A 12561-nucleotide genomic window follows, 5' to 3' on the forward strand; every position below is an offset into this window, starting at 1 on the left:
ATGATGCAAAGCATTTTATATAATAAATTGAAAACCTACTCTCATACGCGTATCCTTCCATCTTCTCTGCAAAGCAGAGATGAACCTTAATGATGCAACGCATCTGATGGTGTATTTCTACCTTTCCCCGCATCCGCGGGGATTATTTTTTGGAGAACCCTGTCTCTGTTGAATAGCAAAACATTTGATCATCCTCTGCAAGCCAAAACCTGGTAAACCTCGCCTGCTTAAACTGCGCTTTTAATTGCTCTGCTTTTACGGAATGACTTTCAGAAAAATTCTGTAATTTGTCAGCCTGGTGTTTCGGGAGTTTTAATTTACTGAGTGCCAGCGCATTTTGCTGGTCATATGCCCATAATATTATTTGCCCGGACTCTTCCCTTTTTAATACAATAACTTCAACACTTTCCATATCGCTGTAACGGGTGCTGATTTCACTATCATCTTCACCCCAACAAACATGGCTATCGGCACAATAACCTTGATACCAATCAATGGTTTGCTGCATCGCTTTATTAGTTTTCCGTTGAATTTCGCCAAAATGCAATTGTTCAGCTGTTTGTAATGCTTCCGGAATGTCATGAGTTGCCTTCTCTCCATAAACAGATTCGATCAATAACCGGGCATCCTCTGGCATGCGAATAGCACCGTGCTGCATTAACACCCTTAAACCAAGCCATAATCTGCCAGGTGAACGGTACACCAGTTCGGTATTTCGAAATTGCGCCGACAGCCAATTCGTGTCTGGTGATTCTGAGAATTCCGGACAATGCAGATATAACACTGGTTTTTGCCGTTGATCCTGAATACCTGATTGATAGCAGCCATGTGTATCACGGGTATGCCGGTGCAAACGGCCTGCACGCTGAATTAAATCATCGATAGGGCATATATCAGAAATCATCACATCCGCATCGGCATCGAGACTCTCTTGAAAAACTTGGGTCGTGATGATGATTTTTCCAGCACGCTCTTTAACGGTAGATGTTTTACCTAAAATAGTTAGCACTGAGCTTTCAGTGGTCTGGCGGTCGAGTAGCGTAAAACGACTATGAAACAACAAGCATTGACCAGGAAATTGCGTACTCACGAGCTGATAAGCCGTTAATGCGTCCGCAACCGAATTGCGGATCCAAACAATGGATTGACCCAGACTCACCGCGGCTTCTACTCTGGCAAGGCAAGCCGCTACTGAGTGCAAAAAAACAACTTGAAGCTGTCGGCAAACATCTTCACGCGACGACAACGCCGACTGTAAAACACTTTGATTCCCAACCTGAGTTGCTAACGGAAATGAATTGTTTGATTCTGTCGGAGCGGTAAGACCAAAAACGTCCAGCCAACGTGTTATCAGCTCCTTGCGTTGCCTTTCGGCAAGAGTTGCGGTCAGTAATATGACACTGCCTCCCTGCCTAGCATGAAGCTGCAACAAATCTTGTAGCAATACCAGCATATATTCATCTGCAGCATGGACTTCATCAAATATCAGCACCTTACGGTGTAAACCAATCATTCGCAGTGCCTGATGCCTTCGCGGTAACACCGCCAACAAAGCCTGATCTAAAGTACCAACCCCGACAGGGGCCAGTAGTGCTTTTTTGCGAGAGTCAGCAAACCATTGATGGCAAACTGCAGTTGCCGTCGGCTCATCGGGCAAGTAATCAGCATCACTGAATGCGCTTGTTTGAAATAAGTCACGAAAACTCTGTTCCATATCTCTGGCGCCATGTGCCAGCACAATACTAGGCGCATTGCCTTGATACATCTGATGATAATGGCGAAGGATCCGTTTAAACATGGCGTTCGAAGTCGCCATTGATGGCAATCCAAAGTAAAAACCATCAGCTAAATCTGCTGCCATTATTCTTTGGGTTAAAGTCAATGCGGCTTCGGTTTTTCCAGCACCGGTCACATCTTCCAGAACAAATAATTGGGGGCAGTTCTGAATAGGTACCTCAGCCGCCCACTGCTGCAAAGGAGTGGGTTCGAAACCGAATTGCTGTTTGAAAGTGCTAAATGGTTCGACTGGAAAAGTATCAAATAATCCGGTATCTGCCACGGCGAGTTTGGCATGGTCCAATGCCACCAACCAATAGTCTGCCAGTGAAACCGCGCTTTTCTGATACTGAAAGAAACATGTATCTGATCCAACCCAATCTGCCAATATACCGATACCCGCCAAATGCCAGCTTATTTGCCGGAAACGCTGTTGAATTTCAGGTGTGAAAAAATGTGCTGACCACTGCGGCTTAAAAAGTGACGCGACATCTTTAATAAATTCAGTAGCATGTTGAATATTCGCGTCAACCAAATGATCTTCCAGCTCAACGTTACGACCTTGCTGCACTGGCTTCCCGTGATGCCCCCAAGTAGTTTGAAATAAGGTCACCAGCCCTTTATCAATTTTGGCCTCTGCAAGTGAAAGTCCTGTCAACTGAAGTAAATCCAGATCTTCGTCGATAGCCATTCGCCATAATGCCCAACCCAACATGTCATGACGGGCTTTAGCTCCATCATAGGGTCTGCGCACCTTAAACTGATGCAAATCCGTAGTATCGAATGTTTTTAAAGCCTGAAAAGCACCGGTGAATTTTCCTAAATCATGTATAGCCAGAGCAAAAGTGAATAAGCTTTGTAACTGCGCTGGTTGCAGTTGCAGAAAATCAGCCAATTCCTGACACAACTTATTGTCCGGGTTCAGTAACTGCCAACCCACCGCCGCCACATCCAAACTGTGATAAGCCAACAAGTGATACTCTGGCCCAGCCTGCTCTGGATCTTTTTTGGCTTTGCCCCAGTACCCCATGTAACTTGCTGTTGTCATTCAGTATGCTCCTTGTGTCTAACACCACCCTACCCACATCTCCCCATAATCGCAACACTGCACAAAAAACCACTACATTCACTGAACAGGTGCGTTTTTCTCAGCGTTGGCTGAATAGCCATGGCGCCAATTCGGCTTGGTTGTGCAGCACCAGTTGTTGTGATTCCGGGGAGTGTTGTTCGGGTTTGAGGCTGACCTGCATTTCTTGTAGCAGGTATTGTGCGAGGCAGGCGCGGGTGGGTAGGCGTAACATGCCGTCGGTTAGGCGGTAGTCTTCAGCGATGACTTGTTGTTGGGCGGTGGAGAGGCGTGGATCGGGGGTGAGTTGAATTTCCAGCTGTGTTTGCCAGCCTGGGTCTTGGGCGGCGCCGAATTCGGATTTATCCAGCAGTTCGGCGTCGCCGCGAAAACGGCTCAGCACAAAATCGCGGTATTGCCGGTGTTTTTCGTCGTAACCGCGCACGTGCCAGCGCAGGCCGGTGCGGACAAAATGATGAGGGGCAATAATCCGGCCTTCGGCGGTGGGGTTTGACAGCGACAAATAGGCTAAATCGACCCGCAGCTGTTTGCGCATGGCCTGCACCAGAATCCGGATCAGGCTCGGTTCAATCGGGCGCGCTGGTAGCGTTAAGGCGAAAAATGGCCATTGGGTGCTTTCGCGGTCGCTGGAAATTTCAAGGTAAGTTTGCTGCGACAAGCTCAGCCAGTTCAGGTATTCCACCACGTCGCCGGAAATCAGCTGGCAGCAAAAATCTGCGGTGGGCCGGAAGCCTTTGATACTGGCATCCAGCTGCAATTGTCTGGGATACAATTTTTGGTAACTGGCTAAATCGGCTTGCGCCTGACCACGGCCAAGCGCCATATGTTTGATTAAATGACTGGTACAAACCCGACCTTCCCACCAGGCTAATAATTCAATCAGCCAATACCTTTGAGTCAGTTCGAGTTTTGATTTCATTGCACTTCCTATGCAGCCTATTCAGCGGTCTTTGCCGTGGTTAACAATTCACCATACATGGAAATAATTTGGTCGCAAAATAATTTGTAAAGCAGAGCAGGAATTCAGCTTAATTTTGTTCTGACCCCGATAATGTTAGCTCCAGCTTACCGTTAATTTATCAGCTCAAACAAGATATTACGCAGTTTCAGTGAGAACACTGATAATTTGTTCGAACTAACAAATTAGGTGTTTTCAGAAGGTAAATTCGCGCCAACTTGTGAGATCAGCGAAATTGTAAGATCTCGGTCAAGAATCACCGAGGGGCAGATCTTGAGTTTTGCCAACCAGCAAAGGCAGCATTGAAGGAGGTAAAGATACTATTTACTGCTGGTCGACGGCGACCCAACCAAAAACGTCATGGACATAAGCTGTATTGCTGCACCTCATCGTCGCTGATGCGCACTTCTATCGACATGCCCTGAACACCGGGAGCCAAAAGTATGAGAATGACTGCAAAGAGCGAAGCAGAAATTCAGCTTAATTTTGTTCTGACCCCGATATTAATAAAGATAAAAACCAAAAAAACAAAGCCCAGTCCAAAGTTAACCAACATCGTTAACTCTGAACCGGGCCTCGTTTTCTTAAATCAGTGTGTGAAATCAGATTACTAAATCAAAGTACCAAATCAGCATTTGGTCTGACGGCGGCTAAACAGCAGCGCCAATAAACCTAAACCCAATACCGCCAGCGTTGGTGCGGCTGGTACTTCGGCTTGTAATGGCGTTAAAGCCTGAGTCACTACCACGTCATCAATAAAATTGCCGACAGTGCCGGTATTTAATGAGGTGAAACGGATGGTGCTGCTGATGCTGTCGGCGACGAAGCTGCCGCTGAATTTGTTCCAGGCGCTGGTGCTGTGTTGTTGTACCAGGGCTTCGACGTTGCCAATGCTGAACTCAAAGGCTTCTTTGGTATTGGCGCGGGCGCGGTAATAAAACGAGAAGTCGTATAACTGGCCTTTGGTGGTGGCGAAGGTTTGGAAAATTGACCAGGCGCCGTTGTTTTTGCCATCGGCATTCAGTTCGGCGTGGTGTTTGCCTTCTGGTGCCATCACGCCATTCAGGTGATGCCAGATTTCAACGTTGCTGCCTTCCCAGCCCAGCACTTGCTCTGCGTTGAAGTAGTTCCACTGATTGTTGCTCAGTGGGTTTGCTTCAAAACCGCCGTTGACAATGAGTGATGCCTGAGCGCTTGGTGTAACTAAGGTCGCTGCCATTACAGTTGCTGCTGCAACCCACATTTTGAAACCAGAAAACTGCATACTTCACCCTGTTCAAAAAATCGGCAACAACGCCATTGCCACGCATTCTACTGATCAGAATCTGGTCTGAACAGTACTTGGCATCAATTAAATTTGAATACCAAAGTTGAATATGCAAACATACAGATTATTGTAAAATATATTAAGGAAAGTTATGAAATACTTTGCACATGCAATAATATCACTAATGTCTTTGAAAGCCATTTGTGCTGAGCCTGTTAATCATTGGACATTAGATCAAAGTACATTCTCTAGTTTTGCGACCAATTACAGTGTGCAAGTTCAGAATACGAGCTTCGTACCAGGCATGTATTCTGATTCGATTCAGTTTAATGGAGGAAACTCAATTTTAGTTGTTCAAAACGACAACATTAATTTTGGAGTTCAGCCCTCGACCATTAGCCTGTGGATCCGACCAAAGCAGCAAGAAAGCAGTCGAATCATTTTCAATAAAAAAGGCGCTGATATTCCAGAGGTTAATTCAGGTTATCAACTTCGAACTACAAATAGAGCAGAGTCGTGGTCGATTTCTACATCTTTTACAAATAGTGGAAATTCAGTCGGCTGCAGTAATTGTGGTTCAAGCTATAGCTACAATAGTTGGTATAACATTGTATTAAAATACACTGGAGATAGCTTTGAAGTATATGTAAATGGCCTCTTAGATAGTTCAATACCATCTGCCGGAGTAAATCTATCGAACAATGACTCTGAACTCCATATCGGTGGCACCATAATTCAGAATGGGCCAACAGAGGTCATAGTTAATTCGTTTAATGGTGACATTGATGACATTCGAACATATAACACATCATTAAGTGCCCAAGAAATTCATGACCAGTACCAGGAAGGCCGCAACGTAATTACACCATCGCGACTTGGTGCATATACAAAACAAGCTCCAGATGGTTCTTTGTATACAAAAGATGTCGTATACCAAGCTCCTTCTGATGGTTTTATCGTGTTCTTTACCAGTGGAAATTATTGTAATGATAACGACTATATTTTCTATGTTCGCAGACCTTCAGAGGCTGAAGAAACAACCATCGGCCGGATGAGAGAATATAATACGTCAACGATACCAGTAGGGAAAGGCGATTACTGGAGAGCATTGCATCATGTTAAAAAAAGTGGATGTATATTAAACATAAACTTCAGACCACTTGGTGGAAGCTAACATCTACTTGATAGATTAAAATTGATATTACAATAATTATAAAAGCGCCGTTTATAGGCGCTTTTCTCTACATTTCAATATCATTGCATTGGTCATCACACAATTAACAACTAGCGGGCGACAAACTCCAGCACTGTGGCGTTGATGCAGTATCTGGGCTGACCGTTGGGCCCGTCCGGGAACACGTGGCCTAAATGGATGCCGGAACTTTTGGCGCGAATTTCCACCCTTTGCATGCCATAACGGTTGTCGGGTCTTTCGATCACAGAGCCTGCGACCGGTTTGGTGAAGGATAACCAGCCAGTGCCGGAATCAAAGCGGTCGCGGGTGTCGAACAGCGCGGCGCCGCTCAGTTTGTCGATAAACACGCCGTCCGGGGTGTTTTTGAAAATCTCGTATTCTTTGCAAAACCGGCCGTCGGTGCCTTCGTCAAACGCCACGTTAAAGGCTTCCGATTCGCCCAGTTTAAAGTGGCCCAGCGTTTTGTAGAATTCAGCGGCGGTCATGGTGCCCTGGCGACCAAACACTTCTTCGCCTTGTTCTAAAAACAAAATAGTTGGCGTGGCCCAGGTTGGGGTTTTGATGGTTAAACCATCCAGCTGCGCTGCAGTGCGAAAAGTCATCGGAATAGTGCCCTGATAATCGTTCGCCACTTCTTTTTTAAACTGCTCGCAATAAGGGCAATAGCCTTGTGCATCAATCACCACTATCTGCTTACCCAGCAATAACTTGCTGTTGTCGGTGACCACTTTTACTGCCTGCATAGCTGCGTCAAACTTCACACCGGTGGCATGATCCGGGCAATAACCGTTCGGGTTTTTCGCCAGATAATCCTGATGGTAGTCTTCGGCAGGGTGGAAGGTATCCAGCGTTTTGATTTTAGTGGTGATTTGGTTGTAGCCTTCAGCGGTGAGTCGCTGCTGATAGGCAGCTTTGACTTGCTCAGCCACCTGCTGTTGCTTGAGGTTACTGAATAAAATGGTGGAGCGATATTGGGTGCCAATATCATTACCCTGCCGGTTTAGCTGCGTTGGGTCATGCTGTTCAAAATAAAACTGCAGAATTTGCTGCAAACTGATTTGCGCCGGATTAAACGTCACCTGTACTACTTCAGCGAAATTATCCGGATTATGTTGATGTTTGCGCTTGGTAATTTCGGAATAAGTCGGCGATAAACTACGGCCGTCGGCATAACCGGACACCGCATCCACCACCCCAGGCAGCGCCTGATAGCGTTTTTCCACGCCCCAGAAACATCCGGCACCCAGTACTATGGATTCCAGCTGTTTGCTGGCAGGCATCGGTTTAGATAAATCGACCGTTACTGGCACTGCAGCAACCGGTTGGCGAAACAGCATGGTGTTCAGTAAGGTGCTTAAGAACAACAGCCCTACTAAAATCGCCAGATAACTAAGAATTTTCATCCACTTACTCCTCATCCGGGTCGTTCCCCCGCTCATCGTTCTGCGCCAGTCTGCAAACTAGCGTGGCACTAACCCCGCAGGCAACAGAGTACCTACAGGCGATAAGACAGTATTCATACCGGATAACTTTCATACTTTGTTGAATTGAGTATCTGGGTATACGGCCATCCCGACGATTTAGCCTTGTACAGCAACGACGACAGTCAGCAACCCTTTGCCAACAACAATCAATCCTCCACCGTCAATCCAACGCTAACCTTTGGTCAACCCATGGTGATTAATCAACAATCTGCGCTAACAACGGCGTGCCGGCGTTTAGTTCCAAAAAGGTGATCACCACGCCATCAATCACGTTATCCAGCCGGCGATACGGCATGATCCGCACCGTGAAGCGGCGTTTGTCGCTGGTTTCAATTTGTTTCTCTGAAAACACCAGCGTTTGTAAGGTTTGCAGTGCGTCCTGATGCAGCTGCGGATACTGCAGACTGCTGGTTAAATCGCTAAGTGGCCGACCGACATCGCTGTCACGCAAGTTAATAATTCTGGCGGCGCGATTGGTGTAACGACGGACATTAAGGTCTTGATCTAAGAACAAAATCGCTATTTCGATGCTGTTCAGCAGGTTTTTTAAATCACTTTGCGCCAGCGCTAAATCATCGAGTTTTGATTGCATTTCGCCGTTGATGGTTTGCAGCTCTTCATTCATCGACTGCATTTCTTCTTTGGAAGTGGTCAACTCTTCGTTGGTCGATTGCAGCTCTTCATTGGTCGACTGTAATTCTTCATTGGCCGATTGCAGCTCTTCGCGGCCAAGCCTGGCTTCCTCCCGCAATGACTGCATTTCGTCCAGACATTTCGCCAGTTCCTGCGCATCGGCCTTTTCGCTACCGGCTTTGCTACCCCGCCGGTTTCCTTGACGCTGCACTGCGACATCCCGAAACACAATCAGCACTAAGCCTTGCAGCGCCGCCGGTTGCGCCAGGGCCTGCACTGTCACATCCACCCGCTGCACGGCGCCGTCTTGCTGAATTTCCAAACCTGGAAACTGCAAGGCGGTGGTTTGGGCAGCGGCTTTTTTCAAAACAGTACTCAGTGGCCCGCGTAAACCATCGCGCGCCATCGCATGAATATTCCAGTTGGCTTTACCTGCGGCCGGTTCCAGATATTTGCCGGTGCGGCCGCTGATGTAAATAATATCGCCGTCCGGATTTACGACTACAGCCGCAGGCGCATACACCTGTAATAACAGTTGATCAGCTGCATGTTGCAAGCTGTCCGGGTTAGCGTTGGCCGGGCTGACAGGAGTCACAATAGCGTCCTTGATTAAAGTCGAAAGGGGTGGGAAAGATTGTATCAGCTGTGCTGAATTACGGCTTTGCTGCTGGCGTCTATCCTGCTGCCGATCCTGATGTAAATCCTGCCGTACAAACAGCCGCAGCCTGCCATCAATCGGCGTAAACAAATGGCTGTCGCGACCAACCGTTTCCGAGCTGCCCAAGAGCAACACGCCGGCCGGGCGTAAGGCATAATGAAATAACGGCAACAATTTACGTTGTAGCGCCGCATCAAAATAAATCAATAAGTTACGACAACTAATTAAATCCAGCCGGGTAAAAGGCGGCGCCTGCAACACATTATGCTGCGCGAACAACACCATGTCGCGGATTTCCGTTTTAATCTGATAACCCTGTTGCTGGCGTTTAAAAAACCGGGCCAGCCGCGCTTCACTAACGGTGTCAGCAATGCTTAGCGGATAAATCCCGCGCCTGGCCGTCGCAATGGCATCAGCACTTAAGTCCGATGCAAAAATTTGCCAGCTGACTGGGGAGGCGGCATCGGGTGAACCTGACCCTAAGGCCGCAGCTTCGGTGGCTTCAATCAAACACATCGCCAGCGTATACGCTTCTTCGCCAGTGGAACAACCTACCACCCAGGCCCGCAACTGCTTTTGCTGCTGTCGGCTTTGTAATAGCTCGGGCAGGACTTTGTCGGAGAGTTGCTGCCAGACCGCGGCATCCCGAAAAAAACCGGTCACGCCAATTAATAATTCTTTAAACAACAGCTCTGCTTCCTGCGGATTTTTCTGCAATAGCTGAATGTAATCAGCAAGTTCAGTCTGATGATGGATCATCATCCGCCGTTCAATCCGCCGCTGCAAAGTGCTGGGTTTATACTGCGAAAAATCGTGTTTGGTCTGTTGTTGCAGAATTTGCAAAATGGGCTGCAACAAAGCGTTATCAGGTGTTGCAACGATAGGTTCCGCCGACATTCTTAGCCGTTGCGTTTGACCAGAGAGCTGTGGTGAGTTCTTCAGTGAAGAGTGTTGCTGTAGCGCAGTCGCAAGCTGATCTGCTGCAGCAATTTTATCAACGACACCAGCGGCAATCGCATGCTCTGGCATTGCTGCAAATAAAGCTGTAGCTGGTTGCTGCGCCAAAGTGAAACCACCAGCGGCTTGAATGGCCGCGAGACCAGCAGAACCGTCTGCGCCCATGCCCGACAACACCACACCAACCGACTGCTGCTGATAGCCCAGAGCTAGCGAGCAGAATAACTGATCAATCGGCTGCCACTTGGTATGCGGCTGCGAAGGCGGTGATAACAGACAACACCCATCGACAATCGTTAGCGAGTGATTTGGCACATTGACATATATATGGTCGGCTAACAGCTTTAGCCCTTGCGCTGCCGGCAATACCGGCAAAATGGTGGAACGCTGTAACAGTTCCGGCAAAATCGACGGCTGATCCGGCGCCAGATGCTGCACCACCACAAACGCCAGCCCGGTTTTCGTCGGCAATGCTGCCAGCAGCAGCTGCAACGCATTCAGGCCACCGGCCGATGCGCCAATGCCGACCACGGTTTGTGCGGTTAACATAAGGTACTAATTTTTCACTTCCGTCTTCATCAGAATAAAATGTTTGCCAGGTAACTGGGTTACCAACCAGGCCTGTGGCTCCGGTTGGCCTTGAAACTGCAACCACTGTGGCTCGCGCCGACTGCCAGCCTGCAATCTTAATAAAGCCGCATGGAGCAATAACTGACTTTCTTTGACCAATAAACTGAGCAGAGACACGCCGGTTAAATGGTCGCGCCCGCACCACTCCCGCCCGGCAAAATCGGCAGCAGCATGATTTGACGAATGCACCAGGCCGGTCGCGTTCAGAATAAAACAAGGTTGCGGCAATTGTTCAAACACCGCGCCATATAACTGCAGGTCTTCGGCTAACAATTGTTCATTACTGGCCATTTGATTGTGCATTAAATCCAGTTCGACCTGAAAAACCTGTAACTCATGCAACACTTTTAAACTGACTTCAGCGCCCTCTCCCGACAAGGTCTGGCCAAGCAAACTATGCAAGGTATCCATACTGACCGGCCAGTTAAAACTGGGGTTTGCCGCACCATTTTCCAGCTGTACTTCCGCTTCCAGACGTAACAGATTGGATTTATCAAGCTGCAGAAATGGGTGTGCCACGCTGAGCTCCTTCAAAGAGTGTTGCAAAAGTGTACCCAGAGTAGGCTTGTTCAGCCAGTGATGCAATCAAAGCCGCTCTGGTCAAGTTTTAAAGCTGCAACCGCCACCACATCAACAGATGACAAGCCACCACCACCCAGGTCAGGCGGCGGCGTAATTGCAGGTAAGACGGATGATATTGCTCGTCCAGTGCAAACCAGCGCTCGCCGAGTCGCAACACAATAAACAACAGTAATTCAATGGCTAAGGTATAAGACGCCGGCAACAACCCAGCCAGAAAACTCAGCACTGGCAAACTAACTGCAAATACCGCCAACGGCCGCACCGACGCCTGCTGCGCCCACACCGGCCACAACACACCCGCCATAAATCCCAGAATAATAGCGCTGTACCGCTGAAACATGGTTAAAGCGTCCAGTTCTGGCCAGATTGGGAAAAACGTCAGTAAGGTTAATAAGACAAAGGGCAACAGCCCGAGGTAACCTAAGAATTGTAAAAAACTGATAGCAGGCATCAAGTTACTCTTTTGCAGCAGATGAGCTGCGTGTTGGCAATAGTCGCTTCATATTACGCGAGCCTGCTTGATTTAGATTGCCGGGCTTGGCTTTTTGTCTCGTGATACCCTCAAGTCACCGCTCAATTCACCGAATGGGAAGGTTTGAGTTGAAACTTATCTACATAAAAACCTGCCGCTGACACTTTACCTTGTAGCTCGATGGGATCGCCCACTTCAATTTTGGCGAGTAACGAAGACGGCTGATCGCACCACTGATAACGTCCGTAACCACGAAGCTTCGCTTCCAGGCGATAGCCACATAAACCACTCGAACGGGTGAACATGAGCTTGCGCTTAGCTGGTTGATTATACACGTCAACAACTTCGGCCATCTGTACTGCAGGCTTGCTGGTACTGTGATGAAAGGCTAACACTCCAAGCTGCAACAGCATCACCGCACCGGCCAGCGACAAAAAAATAGCATTGGTCGTAAATTTATCTGATGTTTTGATCTCACCCCAAAACCACGAACTTTGGTGGAGTTGTGCTTTTTTCCATTGGCGCCAGCAGACGTAAAACAATGGAATGGTTAACAGGAAGATGACTGGAAAAGAGGCATCAAACATCTGCTGACTCATACTGAAACTGTTCCGATCAAGCACTATCAAATAAGCTACACCGACAATTACAGCCAAACCCGAAACACTATTGCCCTGGCTCTTTTCGATCGGCTCGTCCTCGTCGTTGACAGGCTTGTCTACACTATCGTGCTGATAGCTCACATTCACCATCTGCCGCTCGCCGGACGGAAGCTGTTGTTCTTCGTAAGTAATGCCGCGTTTAGTAAGCTCTTGCTGCAGCAATACCACCCGCTGCGGAAACTTGTCCCTGTTAATTGAGG

General features: G+C 48.0%; 9 protein-coding genes. 1 reads left to right on the plus strand and 8 read right to left on the minus strand.

Annotated features, from left to right (window positions below; translation table 11 throughout):
• Positions 1 to 142: 142 nt before the first annotated feature.
• The 3 genes from A5320_RS18440 to A5320_RS18450 form a co-directional block, all read right to left on the minus strand.
• Complete coding sequence (locus tag A5320_RS18440) at positions 143 to 2824, minus strand: CRISPR-associated helicase/endonuclease Cas3 (protein WP_068068547.1); 2682 nt, start codon at positions 2822 to 2824, stop codon at positions 143 to 145.
• Positions 2825 to 2924: 100 nt separating this feature from the next.
• On the minus strand, positions 2925 to 3782 hold the full coding sequence (locus tag A5320_RS18445) for a WYL domain-containing protein (protein ID WP_068068550.1): 858 nt from the start codon (positions 3780 to 3782) through the stop codon (positions 2925 to 2927).
• Positions 3783 to 4449: 667 nt separating this feature from the next.
• Entirely contained in the window at positions 4450 to 5085 is a 636-nt protein-coding gene (locus A5320_RS18450) for a DUF642 domain-containing protein (RefSeq protein WP_197490180.1), read from the minus strand.
• Positions 5086 to 5239: 154 nt separating this feature from the next.
• Here A5320_RS18450 and A5320_RS18455 point away from each other — a divergent pair, with 154 nt between their 5' ends.
• A complete protein-coding gene (locus tag A5320_RS18455) occupies positions 5240 to 6262 on the plus strand; it encodes a LamG domain-containing protein (protein ID WP_068068553.1) in 1023 nt (340 codons plus the stop codon).
• A 110-nt stretch (positions 6263 to 6372) separates the two neighbouring features.
• On the opposite strand, the gene msrA is transcribed toward A5320_RS18455, so the two are convergent.
• The 5 genes from msrA to A5320_RS18480 form a co-directional block, all read right to left on the minus strand.
• Positions 6373 to 7686 carry a peptide-methionine (S)-S-oxide reductase MsrA gene (msrA, locus tag A5320_RS18460; RefSeq protein ID WP_157606044.1) on the minus strand — a complete coding sequence of 438 codons (1314 nt, stop codon included), beginning with the start codon at positions 7684 to 7686 and terminating at the stop codon, positions 6373 to 6375.
• Between the two features lie 277 nt (positions 7687 to 7963).
• Positions 7964 to 10564, minus strand: coding sequence for a CheR family methyltransferase (locus tag A5320_RS18465; RefSeq protein ID WP_068068558.1), 2601 nt, complete (start codon positions 10562 to 10564; stop codon positions 7964 to 7966).
• Between the two features lie 6 nt (positions 10565 to 10570).
• Complete coding sequence (locus A5320_RS18470; RefSeq protein ID WP_068068561.1) at positions 10571 to 11164, minus strand: hypothetical protein; 594 nt, start codon at positions 11162 to 11164, stop codon at positions 10571 to 10573.
• A gap of 88 nt (positions 11165 to 11252) precedes the next feature.
• Complete coding sequence (locus A5320_RS18475) at positions 11253 to 11678, minus strand: DUF3429 domain-containing protein (protein ID WP_082971892.1); 426 nt, start codon at positions 11676 to 11678, stop codon at positions 11253 to 11255.
• A 122-nt stretch (positions 11679 to 11800) separates the two neighbouring features.
• On the minus strand, positions 11801 to 12523 hold the full coding sequence (locus tag A5320_RS18480) for a hypothetical protein (RefSeq protein WP_157606047.1): 723 nt from the start codon (positions 12521 to 12523) through the stop codon (positions 11801 to 11803).
• Positions 12524 to 12561 lie beyond the last annotated feature (38 nt).

This window comes from Rheinheimera sp. SA_1 (genome assembly GCF_001669775.1).
Lineage (GTDB): Bacteria > Pseudomonadota > Gammaproteobacteria > Enterobacterales > Alteromonadaceae > Pararheinheimera.

What these genes read in the sequence shown, in the direction of transcription:
- A5320_RS18440 (WP_068068547.1), bottom strand. Translation starts at nt 2,824, where the DNA reads ATGACAACAGCAAGTTACATGGGGTACTGGGGCAAAGCCAAAAAAGAT.
- A5320_RS18445 (WP_068068550.1), bottom strand. Translation starts at nt 3,782, where the DNA reads ATGAAATCAAAACTCGAACTGACTCAAAGGTATTGGCTGATTGAATTA.
- A5320_RS18450 (WP_197490180.1), bottom strand. Translation starts at nt 5,085, where the DNA reads ATGCAGTTTTCTGGTTTCAAAATGTGGGTTGCAGCAGCAACTGTAATG.
- A5320_RS18455 (WP_068068553.1), top strand. Translation starts at nt 5,240, where the DNA reads ATGAAATACTTTGCACATGCAATAATATCACTAATGTCTTTGAAAGCC.
- msrA (WP_157606044.1), bottom strand. Translation starts at nt 7,686, where the DNA reads ATGAAAATTCTTAGTTATCTGGCGATTTTAGTAGGGCTGTTGTTCTTA.
- A5320_RS18465 (WP_068068558.1), bottom strand. Translation starts at nt 10,564, where the DNA reads ATGTTAACCGCACAAACCGTGGTCGGCATTGGCGCATCGGCCGGTGGC.
- A5320_RS18475 (WP_082971892.1), bottom strand. Translation starts at nt 11,678, where the DNA reads ATGCCTGCTATCAGTTTTTTACAATTCTTAGGTTACCTCGGGCTGTTG.